Origin of the sequence: Sporanaerobacter sp., assembly GCF_047830725.1 — a bacterium.
Taxonomy (GTDB): domain Bacteria; phylum Bacillota; class Clostridia; order Tissierellales; family Sporanaerobacteraceae; genus Sporanaerobacter.
This window is the reverse complement of the sequence record NZ_CP181252.1, coordinates 242,595-258,687: the sequence shown is the minus strand read 5'-3', so window position 1 is coordinate 258,687 and position 16,093 is coordinate 242,595. Positions and strand designations below refer to the sequence as shown.

At 29.2% G+C, this 16,093-nt stretch carries 17 protein-coding genes; 16 read left to right on the top strand and 1 reads right to left on the bottom strand.

Translation table 11 applies throughout. From position 1 onward, the window contains the following. Positions 1-20: 20 nt before the first annotated feature. The 4 genes from ACFWUA_RS01290 (at position 21) to ACFWUA_RS01275 (ending at position 4,436) form a co-directional block, all read left to right on the top strand. On the top strand, positions 21-1,292 hold the full coding sequence (locus ACFWUA_RS01290) for a sensor histidine kinase (protein ID WP_416198369.1): 1,272 nt from the start codon (positions 21-23) through the stop codon (positions 1,290-1,292). After that, a complete protein-coding gene (locus ACFWUA_RS01285) occupies positions 1,253-2,134 on the top strand; it encodes a DNA-binding domain-containing protein (protein ID WP_416199157.1) in 882 nt (293 codons plus the stop codon). The genes ACFWUA_RS01290 and ACFWUA_RS01285 overlap by 40 nt, the downstream gene beginning before the upstream one ends. A 163-nt stretch (positions 2,135-2,297) precedes the next feature. Continuing rightward, positions 2,298-3,767: an alanine/glycine:cation symporter family protein gene (locus tag ACFWUA_RS01280; RefSeq protein WP_416198368.1), complete on the top strand. Its 1,470-nt coding sequence runs from the start codon at positions 2,298-2,300 to the stop codon at positions 3,765-3,767. A 387-nt stretch (positions 3,768-4,154) separates the two neighbouring features. Beyond that, positions 4,155-4,436 (top strand): ribosomal protein L7/L12, encoded by a 282-nt coding sequence (locus ACFWUA_RS01275; RefSeq protein ID WP_416198367.1) that lies wholly within the window; start codon positions 4,155-4,157, stop codon positions 4,434-4,436. 120 nt (positions 4,437-4,556) lie between these two features. On the opposite strand, the gene ACFWUA_RS01270 is transcribed toward ACFWUA_RS01275, so the two are convergent. Next, the gene (locus ACFWUA_RS01270; protein ID WP_416198366.1) at positions 4,557-5,567 is read right to left on the bottom strand and encodes a nucleoid-associated protein; all 1,011 of its coding nucleotides are present in this window, start codon (positions 5,565-5,567) and stop codon (positions 4,557-4,559) included. Between the two features lie 224 nt (positions 5,568-5,791). Between ACFWUA_RS01270 and ACFWUA_RS01265 the strand changes: the two genes are divergently transcribed. The 12 genes from ACFWUA_RS01265 to ACFWUA_RS01210 all read left to right on the top strand — a co-directional run bounded on the left by ACFWUA_RS01265 (position 5,792) and on the right by ACFWUA_RS01210 (position 16,074). Then, the gene (locus ACFWUA_RS01265) at positions 5,792-7,162 is read left to right on the top strand and encodes an MATE family efflux transporter (protein WP_416198365.1); all 1,371 of its coding nucleotides are present in this window, start codon (positions 5,792-5,794) and stop codon (positions 7,160-7,162) included. 269 nt (positions 7,163-7,431) lie between these two features. Then, positions 7,432-7,911, top strand: coding sequence for a DUF2975 domain-containing protein (locus tag ACFWUA_RS01260; RefSeq protein ID WP_416198364.1), 480 nt, complete (start codon positions 7,432-7,434; stop codon positions 7,909-7,911). Between the two features lie 9 nt (positions 7,912-7,920). Then, positions 7,921-8,133, top strand: a complete 213-nt coding sequence (locus tag ACFWUA_RS01255; RefSeq protein WP_072743887.1) for a helix-turn-helix domain-containing protein — start codon at positions 7,921-7,923, stop codon at positions 8,131-8,133. A gap of 68 nt (positions 8,134-8,201) precedes the next feature. Next, positions 8,202-8,711 (top strand): hypothetical protein, encoded by a 510-nt coding sequence (locus ACFWUA_RS01250; protein WP_416198363.1) that lies wholly within the window; start codon positions 8,202-8,204, stop codon positions 8,709-8,711. A 248-nt stretch (positions 8,712-8,959) separates the two neighbouring features. Then, positions 8,960-10,540, top strand: a complete 1,581-nt coding sequence (gene istA / locus ACFWUA_RS01245) for an IS21 family transposase (RefSeq protein WP_416198362.1) — start codon at positions 8,960-8,962, stop codon at positions 10,538-10,540. Further along, on the top strand, positions 10,537-11,298 hold the full coding sequence (gene istB, locus ACFWUA_RS01240) for an IS21-like element helper ATPase IstB (RefSeq protein ID WP_238021928.1): 762 nt from the start codon (positions 10,537-10,539) through the stop codon (positions 11,296-11,298). The genes istA and istB overlap by 4 nt, the downstream gene beginning before the upstream one ends. Positions 11,299-11,440: 142 nt before the next feature. After that, a complete protein-coding gene (locus tag ACFWUA_RS01235; protein WP_416198361.1) occupies positions 11,441-12,151 on the top strand; it encodes a LytR/AlgR family response regulator transcription factor in 711 nt (236 codons plus the stop codon). Positions 12,152-12,153: 2 nt separating this feature from the next. Then, positions 12,154-13,488 (top strand): sensor histidine kinase, encoded by a 1,335-nt coding sequence (locus tag ACFWUA_RS01230; RefSeq protein WP_416198360.1) that lies wholly within the window; start codon positions 12,154-12,156, stop codon positions 13,486-13,488. A gap of 468 nt (positions 13,489-13,956) precedes the next feature. Next, a complete protein-coding gene (locus tag ACFWUA_RS01225) occupies positions 13,957-14,082 on the top strand; it encodes a hypothetical protein (RefSeq protein WP_416198359.1) in 126 nt (41 codons plus the stop codon). A gap of 218 nt (positions 14,083-14,300) precedes the next feature. After that, a complete protein-coding gene (locus ACFWUA_RS01220; protein WP_416198358.1) occupies positions 14,301-14,996 on the top strand; it encodes a hypothetical protein in 696 nt (231 codons plus the stop codon). A gap of 366 nt (positions 14,997-15,362) precedes the next feature. Continuing rightward, on the top strand, positions 15,363-15,956 hold the full coding sequence (locus ACFWUA_RS01215; protein ID WP_416198357.1) for an accessory gene regulator B family protein: 594 nt from the start codon (positions 15,363-15,365) through the stop codon (positions 15,954-15,956). Next, positions 15,949-16,074: a hypothetical protein gene (locus tag ACFWUA_RS01210; RefSeq protein WP_416198356.1), complete on the top strand. Its 126-nt coding sequence runs from the start codon at positions 15,949-15,951 to the stop codon at positions 16,072-16,074. The genes ACFWUA_RS01215 and ACFWUA_RS01210 overlap by 8 nt, the downstream gene beginning before the upstream one ends. Positions 16,075-16,093: the final 19 nt, after the last annotated feature.

Here is a 16,093-nt window from a genome sequence, read left to right as displayed (position 1 = left end):
AGGCCAAGAAGGTGAATTATGTGAAGAATTTAAAAAGAATGTTTTTTGTTTCTATTTTAGTTGCGTTGGCTTCTCAAGTAAATATAGGATTAGTTAGCAGTGATTTTAGAGTTTCAGCGGGTATAATACTTTATGTGATATTTCTTTTTTATTATGAAGATTTAAAACCAGTTCCAACAGGAATACTATCAGGTATAATAGTGAATCTTCTAAGATCAATACTGTATTATTTCACAATGGGAAATTTTAATCATGTAATATTATCTTTTCAAATAGAGATATTGTTTTATACTTTTTATGCTATTATCTATTATTTGTTGACAAACGAAGACAACAAGAAAAATATAAATTATATTTTTCTCGTTATGGTCATTAGTGATTTTGGTGCTAATATTATAGAGATATTCATTAGAACTATAATAGGTGCTAGTCCTTTTCCATGGCAAATCACTTCTACATTGTTCCTTGTAGCACTAGTACGCTCTGGTATAACCTGGTTAGTTTTAAATTTGTTTAAATATTATAAAATGCTACTTATAAAAGAGGAGCATGAAGAAAGATATAAAAGACTGTTGTGGCTTACATCTCAATTAAAAACAGAAATGTATTGGATGGAAAAGAACATGGACAATATAGAGAAGGTCATGTCTGATTCTTATAAATTGTTTGAAATGATAAATACTGGTGAGGACGAGAATAGTTGGGGAGAAAGATCAATAAATATTGCCCGGGATATACATGAAATAAAAAAGGAAAATGGCTTGGCTATAAGGGGAATAAAGGAAATCACAGAAAGTGAACTTAAAGATGAAAAAATGAGTTTTAAAGATATCATAAACATTTTATTTGAAACCATGAAAAGAGAAATAAGGCGATTAAATAAAAATATTGAGCTTGAAATTGACATAGAAGAAAACTTCTATACTTCACAACATTATTATCTTATGTCAATTTTTCGCAATCTTATTATGAATAGCATAGATGCAATTCCTGACACACAAAAAAATGGCAAAATAAGTATTGCCTACAGAATTGCCGATGGGGAACATGTTTTTATGGTATCTGACAATGGTTCAGGTATAGATGAAGAAGGTTTAAAGCATATTTTTTCACCTGGATATTCAACTAAAATAAATTATGATACAGGCGAAATAAATAGAGGGCTTGGACTTTCCATAGTCAAGCATATAGTTGAAGAACAATTGGAAGGCAGGTTAAAGGTAAGTTCACAATTAGGCAAGGGAACTACAATATATATATACATACCAAAACATTCTTTGGAGGTGAGGTAGCAATAAAAATATTTATAGTTGAAGATGATGAAAATATCATTAGAATACTAGAAAAAATAATAGTTGATAAAAATTTGGGAGAAGTAGTAGGAAAAGCTACTGATGGAGCAAATGGTTTAAAGGAGATAATAGTTCTAAAGCCAGATATTGTTCTGGTGGACTTGCTCATGCCTGGCAAAGATGGTATCAATTTGACAAGAGAAGTAAAAGCCATACATCCTGATATCCACTATATCATGATATCCCAAGTATCTTCTAAAGATATGATTGCTAAAGCTTATGAAAGTGGCATAGAATACTATATCTCAAAGCCTGTAAATGCTATTGAAGTTGAAACTGTAATAAAAAAAGTTGAAGAAAAAGTTGATATGAAAAAAAAGCTAGATCAAATTCAACAATTGTTTTCTTTGGAGCCTAAAGAATCTAAAACAAAAGCAACTAGTCACAATAGCATAGAAGGGGTAAAACAGGTTATGCAAAAAATTGGAGTTGCTGGGGAAGTAGGAAGTCAGGATATTGTTGATGTAGCCAAATATTTGATTGATAAAAATCAAACTATGTCTAATTTTACAGTAAAAGAACTATTAAGTCATTTTACCGACAATCCTAGAACAATGGAGCAAAGAATAAGAAGAACAGCCACTGTTGGACTGATTAACCTTGCAAATCTTGGAATAGAGGACAATATAAATGAAATATTTGTTGAATATTCCAATGGACTATACAATTTTGAACAAGTAAAAATAGAAATGGATTTTATAAGAGGTAAAACTAAAAAAAGAGGAAAAGTAAATATAAAGAAATTCATAGATGGGATAGTCTATTACGGGAAAAGACTATAAATAAAAAAGTTAGATAGGAAAAATTCTTATCTAACTTTTTTGTTGTCAAAAACATGACAAAAAACAATAAATTTTTCTTGCGGTTTGAAACTTTTTGAAACTATTCGAAGGTTATAAATTATACTTATTAAAACAACTATTAAGTATAATGGGAGGTTAAATTATGTACCAATTTAAGGAGATAGTCAATTTGGCCAATACAGTTCTATGGGACTATGTGCTAATATTTGCACTTATAGGCATTGGGGTTTTTATGACCATAAAACTTAAATTTCTACAGTTCACTAGAGTATTCCCAGCGTTAAAGAAAATGATTGTAGATATTGTGAAGAAAAAGGAAGTAGAAGAAGGCAAGATGTCACCTTTTCAAGCTTTATCAACAGCAGTAGCAGCTCAAGTTGGAACAGGAAATATAGTAGGTGTAGCTACAGCTATAGCATCAGGAGGGCCAGGAGCTGCATTCTGGATGATAGTATCTGCGTTTTTTGGAATGGCTACAATATTTAGTGAATCAGTTTTAGCACAAAAATATAGAGAAACAAAAGAAGGAGAAGTAACAGGAGGACCTGCATACTATATAAAAAATGGGCTAAAATCTAAAGGATTGGCTATGTTTTTTGCAACAACATGTATTATTGCATTGGGTATAGTTGGTATCATGGTTCAATCCAATTCAGTAGCAGGTTCAGTAAGTGATGCTTTTGGAATACCAGTATATGTTGTCACTATAGTTCTTGCCATAGTAGTATTTCGTATATTGGTAGGTGGTATGGAAAGTATAGCGTCTTTTTCAGAAAAGGTAGTACCAGTTATGGCGGGTTTGTATATTTTAGGAAGTATAGTCATAATATTTATGAATATAGGCAATTTCATTCCAGCAATTAAAAGTATTTTTGTAGGAGCGTTTTCACCAAAGGCAATTGGTGGTGGAGCCTTAGGTATTACAATTCAGCAAACCATAAGATTTGGACTAGCAAGAGGACTTTTTTCAAATGAAGCTGGTATGGGTTCAACTCCTCATTCCCATGCAGTTGCAGATGTTTCACATCCTGCAGAACAAGGTTTTGTTGCTATGATAGGTGTATTTATATCAACATTTTTGATTTGTCTATCAACAGTCATGGTCAATATTACATCAGGAGCATATAATCCAAATATATCGGCAGTTGAAATGACCAAGGGAGCAACTGTTATGACACAAAATGGTTTTGCATCCCAATTCGGTTCATTTGGTGGAATGTTCTTATCAATATGTCTATCATTCTTTGCACTAACTACAATAGTAGGCTGGTATTTCTTTGCTGAAGCAAATGTTAAATTTGTGTTTAATTCTAAATCTTCAACCGTAAATATTTTTAAAGGTATTGCTATAATATCTTTAGTAGTAGGTACTATGATAGATGCTACTTTTGTATGGCAATTGGCAGATTTGTTTATGGGGATAATGGCTCTTCCAAATATCATAGCACTATTTTTTCTATCAAGAGATGTACAAGAAATACTTGTTGACTATGATTCATGCGTAGAAAAAGGTAATATTCATTGGGAATATGAATATCAAGATATCAAAGAAGAAAAGCAAAAGAAGGGTTCAATACTGAGAAGAGGTTTAAGTACTACAACACTTAAGTAAAAAAGTACGGGAATGTTTCAAATACATTCCCGTACTTTTTTTAATTTTCCATGCTAATTCTAAAGTAGGAGTATATTTATTACTAAAGATTGTTTATAGTAAATCATGTATTGTTTTCTTTATATTTTATTTAATTTATAGTATAATATATTAGGCTTTTTCTTTAGAAAAACAACTCTATTGATACAATATATATGTCAGAAGAAAAATTAATTTATCATCACTGGTTGGTGCAAATAATTGATGGGATAAATCCTTATAATGAGTTAATGTTAAAATTTCAAATGAAAATGCAAAAGACTTGATTGCTTTTGATTATTATAAATTGTCTATATAATAGGCAGAGAAAAATATTGATATATTAACTAATAATTATGGAGGCAAGATATGGAAAATATATTATACATGGGTTTAATAATCTTATTTATAATTCTTAATTCAAGCATTAGTGCATTGGAAAGCAATCAAAAAAGGATAGAATCAAAATTAGACAGAATTATTGAACATCTTGGATTGCCTGAGCCATCTAGAGAGTATATAAGCGATGGGTTGAAAAATGAATTGTCAGAACTTGTTATGGAAAATAAAAAAGTTGAAGCAATAAAGAGATTAAGAGAAGCTACAGGTATGGGGCTAAAAGAAGCAAAGGATTATGTTGATAGTTTATAGGCTGAAAGGCTTCATCTCTAAAAAATGAATTGATAAATAAAAAAGAGCATAGAAAAATTCATATTGCGGTTTTGGCGAATTGCCACTAATTCTTGACTTCAGTCGTGAGTTAGTGGCTTTTTATTTGCCTTGTATTTCTTTGATGCTTTTGAGTAGAATAGATATGGTTCCATCTGGGTTATTTAAAAATTCGATTTTATCGCAACTGGTCAAATAAGACACAGGTATTTTTATTTCTATTCCATCGTCTGTTACTAACTTTTGAGTTCTGGCTATTTTTTTATTTAAATTTTCATCTATATCTATGGTTTTTTCTGACAATCCTCTTTTTGTTATTTCTTCTTCATAGATACTTTGAAGGTCTAAATTATTGTTAAAGGCTTTAGTTTTAATATGGTCTATATCTATAGCATCTTTTTCTTCGACACTTTCCACTATAGCATTTTTTATTTCTGCCATTTTAGTTACATCATTTTCATAATAGTCTTTTACTATTTTTTTCGATACCATATTTACAATATCTATCTTTTCCTTGTCTGATAATGTATCTTGTGATTCTAACAAGTATTTAGATATATAATAGTCTTTTTCTCCATTAATTTCATATTTTTTTTCTTTTAATAGAATTGAAAAGTCCTCTAAATTTATTATTATAAATTCATCAATTTTTTGATTTTCATTTGGTAATGTTGTTTTTTGTTTAACTACTTGATTAATTCTTTTATTTTCTGATTCATCTACATAGTGTATGTAAGAAGGTTTATAATTCAATATAAAGAAACCCAAGTACCTTTTTTCATCTTTTTTAAAAAGAGAACAAATCAAATCACAAGGCGGTATTGAAGGGTTTTCAACCATTATATTGTACATGAGTTGAGCAAATTCTTTAGTGTTTTCTACAAATTTATCATTGTCATTTGAAATATCTATGCAAAGATTTTTAACTCGATTTTCTTTATCGGGGAAAAAAGCTTTTTTGATATTAATATCTTTAAAAACTTTTCCTATATGAATTTCTAAAAACTCCATTATATCTTTGTTGTATGGATGTTCTTTTTCCGACAATACAGGTATTGCCACTGAATTATCTAAAATATGTAATATGATTTTTTGAATATTTATTTCGTCCATCATAACCAGCTCCTTATATGACTTCATGTATTAATTATAGTGATTATATCGTAGAAAAGAAAGGGATTTATAAATTTTATATATTTGACTAATTTGTAATATTAATATATAATATTTGAGGTAATTTAATATGGATGAAATAAATAAAATCTAAAAGCAGGTGGGCAGCTAAAATAACCCATGTGCTTTTTTATTTTTTGTTTTGTTGGATAAGGAGGTTAGAAATGAAAAACTTATTTAAAGACAAGAAATTTTTTCTTGAAATTCTTACATTAGTTATACCAATAACATTACAAAACTTAATTAGTTCATCATTAAATATGGTAGATAATTTAATGATAGGAAAACTTGGAGAAAACTCTATTGCATCAGTTGGCTTAGTAAATCAATACTTTTTCATATTCATGTTATGTTTATCTGGAATTAATGCTGGCGCTGGTATATTTATATCACAATTTTGGGGCAAAAAGGATGTTTCAAATATACGAAAGATGTTTGGATTAGAGATTGTACTTAGTACTGTAGCAGCATTAATCTTTTCTATTTTAGGATTTATATTTCCTGGAATTATAATGAATATTTTCACTAAAGATGCTGTAGTTATAGATTTAGGAGTTAAATATCTAAGAATAATTTCTATAACTTTTATAATAACAGGTTTGACACAAGGATATTCAACGCTTTTAAGATGTGTTGGAGTAGCAAAACCACCAATGTTTGCTAGTCTTATAGGGGTATTAACCAATGCTTTTTTGAATTGGGTACTTATATTTGGAAACTTTGGATTTCCAGCTATGGGAGTAGTAGGGGCCGCAATAGCTACAAGTATAGCAAGATTTGTTGAAATGGTTTATGTAATTGTTTCAGCTCATAAAAACGATAAAGCTATTTTTACCAACATAAAGGAAATAATGAGTTTTAACTATGAATTTGTTAAGATTTATTTTTCTACATCTTCATCAGTAATCATAAATGAATTGTTGTGGTCACTAGGTTTAACAGCATATTCAATAATATATGCTAAAATTGGTATCAGTGCAGTAGCTAGTATGCAGATAGCTACTACCATAAACAATATGTTTATGGTTTTGTGTATAGGTATTGCTACAGCAGCTTCTATTATGATAGGAAATAAGATAGGTGCAGGTAAAGAAGATATAGCCATTGAATATGCAACTAAATTAGGAATATTGGCACCAATGATAGGATTAGTAACAGGTATAATACTATGGTTTACAGCACCTTTAATCACGAGACCATTTAATATAAATAAAGATACTTTAAAGCTTACAATCACTGTGCTTAGGATCATGGCTGTATTTGCTCCTCTTAGATTTTTCAATGTGCTTATGATTGTAGGTGTATTTAGGGGCGGAGGAGACACGACTTACTCTATGTGGGTACAACTTGGAACAGTTTGGTGTTTTGCTATCCCAGCAGGTTATATAGCGGCTGTTTATTTTAAATTACCACTTGATAAGGTATTTTTTATAATCTGTTTGGAAGAAGTAGTTAAGATAGGCTTTGAGGCAAAGCGACTTCGTTCAAAAAAATGGATTGGAAATGTTGTTGAAGATTTGGAAAAGGTGGCATAGGGACGTTTTGTTTGCCACTAAATATGATAATTTATTGTATTACTTCAACAAAATCAAAGACAGTACAAAACAAATATGAATGTAATAGATAGTATGATGACAGTGAATAAACCACTTGGATTATCCAAGTGGTTTTACTTATGAGTAGAACTGATACAGCAAATTTATTACTTGGGATTTATCAAATTCCAATATATATTTATCGTTTTATAATAAATATATATTGGAATACATAATATATTGTAGTATAATTAATGCGAGGTGATATTATGAAACAAACGGAATTGGTAAAATGGTTAAAGATCATAATTGTCTTTGCAGCTTTGCTGGGCTTGTTTTTATGCTTTGTTCTTGCCCCCAATATAGGTAAAGGTACTGCAGCTACGTATCCTGAATTGGATTATATGTTTTGGCCTTGCTTGATTTTCATCTGGATTACTGCAATACCATTTTACATTGCTCTTTATAAAGGATGGTTGATGTGCAAAGAAATTTCAAAAGACAATTCATTTTGCCTAGATAATGCTAAACGCTTAAAAGATATAGGCAAACTAGCTTTGTTTGAGTCTATATTTTATTTTGCAGGAATGATTATTTTACTTAATATGAATTTGTTACATCCTAGTATTTTTTTTATGATGGTGTTTATTATTTTTGTTGGTATTTCAATTGGGATTGTTTCTTTTGCACTTTCTCATCTTGTTGAGAAGGCAAGTGAATTGAAAGATGAAAATGATTTGACGATATGAGGTGTGAAAATGGCGATTATAGTAAATTTAGATGTCATGTTGGCTAAAAGAAAAATGAGCGTAACTGAATTATCGGAACAGGTGGGAATCACAATGTCAAATATCTCTATTTTAAAAAATGGAAAAGCAAAAGCAATTCGATTTTCTACTCTAGAGAAGATATGTGAAACACTGGATTGCCAGCCAGGTGATATTTTAGAATATTCAAAAGAAGAAAAGTAAAAAAACAGTGTGGAAAATATCGTAGGGGAGACCTTTGGTCTCCAATTTATTTTAGGAGATGGTATAATATGAAGAAAAAGATTGCTTATATGTTTCTACTTATGATTCTTATGTGCTCTTTAACAGGTTGTTTTTTATGGTCTATCAACAGAGAAATTTCAGCTTTTTTAGGAATTAGCATACCTGGAAATTTAGAAATAGAATATGAGGACACTCATGGAGGATTTCATGGAGATGGAATTACTTTGGCAAGGGCTCAACTTGAGGGAAAAGATGCTGAAAAGATTCTAAAAGAGATTAAAGATAATGATAATTGGAAAAGTTTACCTCTTCCTAAAAATATTGAAATTGTCATGTATGGTGGGGAAAAAGATTCTATGATGTATGAGTCTGATTTAGCTGAAAAACTAGATATGCCTAAAATTCAGAATGGGTACTGGATATTTATTGATAGATACAATAATGAAAACAGGGTCACTGATGGTGAAGAATTGTTCTCTAGATATTCTGGAAATTATACTGTAGGAATTTATGATGCTGAAAGTAATATTTTGTATTATTGCAAATACGATAGTTGAGCACTGATATTTTAGTACTAAAATTAAATAAAATAATAGTGGCAAGGGGACGTTTTGTTTGCACCTACGATTATACGATTATATGGCTTTATCTATGGCTTCTGAAACAGCTAATGAAGATATTCAATAGGAAAACTAAAAAGTCAAAAAGTGTTTATGATATTCTAAAAGTACCCCAAATTCTAATTGAAAATTCCTCTAGAAGAAATATATAATAACCCTATGATAATTCATAGGGAGGCTAGGGGATGATAAGTTTAATGGATAAACAAAAAATAATAATAGATGGATTTTTAGGAGGAAAATCTCAATGGGCAATCCACAGAGAGACTGGAATTGATAGAAAAACAATTAGAAAATATATCAGAGAATATGAAGAAAAAAGAGCTATGCTATTGGAGGGAGAAGGAGATAAACTAATTTTAACTGAAGAAATTGTAGAACCACCAAAATACGATGCGAGTAATAGAACTAAAGTTAAATTAACAAATGAAATAATGGATAAAATAGATTTTTATCTAGAGGAAAATGAAAAGAAGATACAAGAAGGAAAAAGCAAACAGCAAAAGAAAAGAATAGATATTCATGAATGCCTTAAAGAAGAAGGCTATGATATAAGTTATTCAACCGTATGTAACTATATAAAAAACAAATTGAATAAGAAAAAGGAAGCATATATAAGGCAAGAATATGATCCAGGAGATGTAAGTGAGTTTGACTGGGGACATGTTAAACTAGAAATAGGTGGAAAATCTAAAGTAATACAGATGGCTGTAATGACAACAGCAAGAGGAAACTACAGATTTGCATATCTCTATCAAAATCAAAAAATGGAAAGCTTTCTAGATTCTCATGTTAGATTTTTTAACCATGTAGGAGGGGTTCATAAGGAAATAGTATATGACAATATGAAAGTTGCAGTAGCAAGATTTGTAAGTAAAACAGAAAAGGAACCTACAGAAGATCTTTTAAAATTATCTATGTATTATGGTTTTAAATATAGATTTTGTAATGCCAGACGTGGAAATGAAAAAGGCCATGTAGAAAGATCTGTAGAATACGTAAGGAGGAAAGTATTTAGCAAAAAGGATTCATTTGAAACATTAGAAGATGCTAATAAATATTTAGAAGAAGAACTTAGAAAATTAAATTCTAAACCACAAAAGTACAATGAAAATAAAAGTGCAAAGGAATTTTTAGAAGAGGAATTACCTCACTTAATAAAACTTGTACCATCATATGATATTTCGAGAGTAGTAGAGTTAAGGGTAAATAAGTATTCTGTAATAAACATAGAGGAAAACAAATATTCAGTTCCGGATTCTTTGGTTGGAAAATTTGTAACAGCAAAGATTTATCCAAACAATATACTAGTATATCACGAAAACAAATTAGTAACTGAACATATAAGGAGTTTTGGTGCCAATACATGGAATATAAAAATAGAACACTATTTAAATACATTAAAAAAGAAGCCTGGAGCAATTCATAGAAGCACAGCCATGCGACAAATGAATTCCAAGCTTCAAGATATATACACTAAATATTATACCGAAAATCCAAGAGATTTCATAGACCTAATTGAATTAATTTCAAAAGAGGGCTTAGAAAAAATAGAAGAATCAATAAAAGAATTGGAAAAGATAAATCCTTTAAATATAGATACAGAAAAAATAAAGCTTTTATGTAATAGACAAAAAGAAACCATAGATGAAAACAAATATAAAAACACAGAAATAGAAGAGCATTCAAAGTTAATCCTTAATCATTATGGAGATTTACTAAAAAATTCATCAGGAGATTTTGATAAGGAGGCTTTGATAATATGAAAAAAGATATAGTTAAAACTCATATAAAAACCATAGCAAAGGAGTTGAAATTACCATATATAACTAGAAATATAGAGGATGAAATAAAGGAAGCAAATATAAAGAATTTAACATATGAAGCTTTTCTTTTATCCTTATTAGAAAATGAATATGACTTAAGAAAAGCAAATGGAATAAAAAGTAGAATTAGGCAAGCAAGATTTCCATATAAAAAGTATATAGAAGACCTAAGCCTAGAGGATTTACCTCAAGATGCAAGAGATAAGATAAAAGTATTTTCATCATTAGATTTTATAGAAACAGGACAAAATATAATACTTGCAGGAAACCCTGGTACAGGAAAAACACATATAGCTATAGGCCTTGGAATTAAAGCCTGTAACAAAGGATATAAGGTTCTTTTTACCACAATACCTTTGCTGGTAAATGAACTAAAAGAATCTAGATCTGAAAAAACGCTAAGGGCTTTTGAAAAGAAATTTGAAAAATATGACCTTATTATAGCAGATGAATTAGGATATATTTCTTTCGATAAAGAAGCCTCTGAACTCCTATTCACTTACCTATCCTTAAGGGCAGGTAGAAAATCTACAATAATAACTACAAATTTATCTTTTGAAAGGTGGGATGAAATATTTAAAGATCCAGTAATGACAGCGGCAATGATAGACAGGCTTACCCATAAATCATATATTGTAAATATGAATGGTAATTCTTATAGATTAAAAGAGACACAGCTTTGGTTAGAAAAGCAATAATTTTTTTACCCAAACTAGAGGAATTTTCGATTCAAATAGAGGGGAATATTCACTTGACAAATACAATATACATATATAATATTATTTAGAAAATAGAGGATTTTTAATCTAGAACTAGAAATATCTTAAGGGGATGATATTGATGATATGTATTGGAATTTGTGATGATGATGAATATTTCTTAAATTATATTGAGAATAAGATAAGAGAAATATTGAAAACTGAAAATATTACTGCTGAAATTTGCAAACTTATCAGTGGAACGGAACTATTAAAAGCCTATGAAAAAGAAGGCAAGCCTTTTGACATCATATTCCTAGATATAGATATGCCTAAGATAGATGGTATAGAGACAGCTGAAATTATTAGAGAAAAGGATGAAGAAACTATATTAATATTTTCAACTTCCATGGAAGATGAAGTGTATAAGGCTTTTAAATATAATACCTTTAGATTCATTAGAAAAAGTCATATAGATACAGAATTAGAAGAAGCATTAAAAAATTCATTGGAAAAATTGAAAGATGAAAGGCATATATTTAAAACAATATATGGAGACTTAGCCTTGAATATTAGCGATATACTTTACTTTGAGTTTATCAATAGGGCTGTATATATTAAAACATTTGACAATAAATATGAGACTGTCATTAGAAGATTCAAGGATATTGAAAGTATATTTGAGAATAAAGGGTTTGTTTTGATACATAGAAGCTGTATGATAAATAGCAATTATATAAAAAGTGTAGGTAATTTACAAATAACTATGGATAATGGGGAGAAGCTGCCTGTTAGTAGGTATAGAATGGAGGAAGTAAAGAAAAGTTTTATTAGAGCAGCAAGGAGAGGATAAAAATGGTTCAATCAATATTATGGATGATATATGAATATTTTTTATGCTTAATGGAAGTTTTTCTTTTTTATGATTTTTTAGAAGCTATGTTAAAAAGAAATGAAAAAGTAAAAAAGATATATTATTATTTATCCATTATATTGTTATCATTTTTTATATTTATATTGACGCAAATCAAGACATATTCAATGATACGAACTATTTTATTATTTATAATCTTTTTACTGATAGGGTATAAATTATTTAAGGGTAATATTAAGGAAAAAGTGTTTTTTACTACTATGTTTTATTTATTTTTGTTATTTAGTGATGTTTTAGCAGTTTATATTTTAAGCTATTTCACTGGAAAAGATATTAAAAATATTGTAATAAATCAAACTTGGGCTAGGGTATTGTTTTCTCAAATTTCCAAGCTATTATTATTAATAACCTTAAGAGTGGTAAAAAATAATTATAAAGAAACAGAACCAGATATTCCAAAATATTATTGGTATTGGATATTGCTTGTGTATATAATATCTGGAATAAATTTACTAGCTATATTCAATGTTGGTTTAATTGCAAATGATTTAAGTATGAAGATTCAATATTTAATAGTAGCTATTAGCATAGGGTCATTGCTAATAGTTATAATAACATATTATATATTCACGAAGTTAAATTGTTTTTACAAAGACAGAAACAACTATAGAATAGTAAAAATTAAGAATGAAATGCTAATAAGTGAAATGAAAGAAAAAGAAAGAATATATGAAGATGTTAGAAAGCTTCAACATGATTTTAAAAATCATATAATTTGTATAGAAAAATTGTTAGAACAAGGGAAAGTTGAATCGGCTAATGAGTATATTAATGGTTTAAAAGGTGAAGTATCTGAAACTTGTATGTGGATTAAAACTGGGAATGATATAGTAGATATTATATTGAACCGAAAGAATTTGGAAGGAAATAAAAAAAATATAAAAATGGATATGAAAGTAAATATTCCAAAAGATATAAATATACACCCATGGGATTTATGTACAATCCTAGGAAATGCACTAGATAATGGAATAGAAGCAAACGAGAAGATAGAAAATGAAAATAGAAGAAATATTAAAGTTAATATAAATTCATATAAAGATTATCTGCTTATAGAAATATCAAATCCTGCATTGTTTAACCCAATAGATGAAGAAGGAAAGCTTAAAACAACCAAGAAAGATAGGGAAAACCATGGCTTTGGGATGAAAGGCATAAAATCAGTAGTAGAGAAATATAATGGAATATTAAACTATGAGTATAGCAAGGGAGAATTCATTCTAAGCATAATGCTACCTATGGAAAAGAAAAGTTAGATTCGAAAGAATCTAACTTTTCTTGCTATTCGTACCACTTTTCCTACCATTCGTACCATATTAAACAAAATGAAGGTTAAATGTGGTATATTTTACTTGATGAACGAAGTTGATTTTATGGGGGGAAAGGAGGGCTTTAAATGAACTTTATTCCACCTTAGCAATTAGGTTATATAGTGTTAGTTTATACAAGGAAATTTTGAAAAGGTGAATGCATGAGTATTATAAATCTAGAAAGTTTATGGGGTTATTTATTATTTCTTGCATCTTATTATATATACGAAAAATTTCTAAGAAATACCGTCTTCAAGAAAATGGGTAAGCTATTTTCATTGCTACTTTTTTTTGGTGCTGTTTTATTACTGAATCTTTTTAAAGTAAACAACGAGTATTTATATCAATTATTTAAGACGGTACCAGCGTTTTTTGTTTTTAACTTATTTAATAAAAAGGATGGGGGGAAGAAGAGTGAATAACATAAAGATAAAAGCATTAGGGAATATAGCAAAATTATCAATGAAGGCAACGATACTAGCAGAAGGGAAACAATCAATATTTTTGTCCTATGAACCTAAAAAGCCAGAGAAGAAGTAAGCAGGCATATGGTTTACTCCAGCAAGTTAAGTGATAAGGATGGTATCTTCTAAAGGGTTAAAAACAGGGATACAATTTCATGCATACATCTTAGCAGTTATTGTCAATAAGCCACCGTTTGAACCTTAGGGTGGAATTGATACCGGATGGTGAAAACCGCACATCATCTTTTCATTACTATATGTGCTGCCAGCGGTAGCGGCAGAATGGAGGATATTATGAAAAAGATATTTGGTTTAGTAATGCTTTTGTTGCTATCTTTAAACTTAACACCATCATTAGCAGAGGGTATTAACTTGAAAGACGATGAAGTGAATGGTATAAATGACTATTTCGAAAAGATAATTGAAGAAAAGACAGGTATAAAAGTAAAAGCTACTGAAGGAATATTATACTATGATGAAGATCAAGCAAATAAATCTCTTCAGCTCCGTAATGATGATTCTTCTAAAATAATTGAAGAAAAGACAGGTATAAAAGTGAAAGCTATTGAAGGAATATTATACTATGATACAACTAAAGGAAAGGATTCTAAAGTGTTTAATGGAAATGGCATTGGAATCGAAGCAATTTCACCACCAACAACAGTAAACAGAGACTATCCATATGAAGCAAATTGGAGCGGAACTATAAACTATTCATACTCTAGATATTTATTTAGGCTTGATGCACCAGAAACTTATTTTAGTTCTTTTGCAAAAACACCTTATCATGCAGAGTTTTATGGAATCGACGGGAAGTATTGGTTTACCCTAAGAGGAAGAAAAGGTTCTACCAGTTATTCAGCAAGTGTTTCTTTATTAAACGATCTAATTGATTATTACAATGCGTATGATTACTATATAATTATGTACAACGATGACCCTTATTCTTCAGCACAAGAAGCATGTTATATATTAGATAGATTAAATTAATAGCCTTAATTAAGCGATTTTAAAAAAATATTGGATTATATTAATTCGGTTGTAAATATCATTGATTGGAATATTGTTTTTGGTTTTATGATAAATGTATAGCACAAATTTCTTAGTTGATAAATTCAACTTAACCCAACTTTGAGATTTTTAAATGTTATTCAATATTTAAAAATCTCAAAGTTTCTTTTTTTAATCTTGTAGATTTTTCTACAATTCATACCAATCCTTAAGTCGACTTTCGAGGGACTCCTTTTCTTGCTATTCGTACCACTTTTCCTACCACTCGTACCATATTAAACAAAATGAAGGTTAAATGTGGTATATTTTACTTGATGAACAAAGTTGATTTTATGGAGGGATTAAATGCTGCACAAATTAGCCGAAGATATAAGTTTTTATTTCGTAACTTATAAGGTAATAGATATAAAGGATAGAGATACGTACATATATGGTTTAGAACTACTTATTTCTACCTTGTTTACTTCTGTTAGTATATTGCTTTTAGGATTTTTTATAGGAGAATTAATTTCCGCAGTAGCATATTTATTGGTATATTTCTTTTTAAAATCCTATACAGGAGGATATCATGCAAAACATTATTATCAATGTTATATCTATTCTATACTAGTTTTTATTGCAATAATTATCATAAAGAATGTAACTTTATCTATCTATCAACCTCATATTGGATTAATGCTATTGTTTTTTTCTATAATAATTATATTTAGATTTGCTCCAGTTGAAAATAAGAATAATCCAAAAAGCAAAAAAGAAATTATAAAAAATAAGAAAATAGCTAGAAATAGAATATTACTTATGAGCATAATTATAATTTTAGGTTATATAGTACAAGCCAAACTGGTAGGCTTATGGTTTATGCTAGCTTTGACAGAATTTTCAATAGCATATTCAATACTTAAACAAAAATTTTTAGAAAGGGGGGAGCATAGTGAATAACACAAAGATAAAAGCATTAGAGAACATTGCAAAATTATCAATGAAGGCAGCGATACTAGCAGAAGGTAAACAATCAATATTTTTGTCCTATGAACCTAAAAAACCAGAGAAGAAGTAAAAAAGATTTGCTAGAGTGG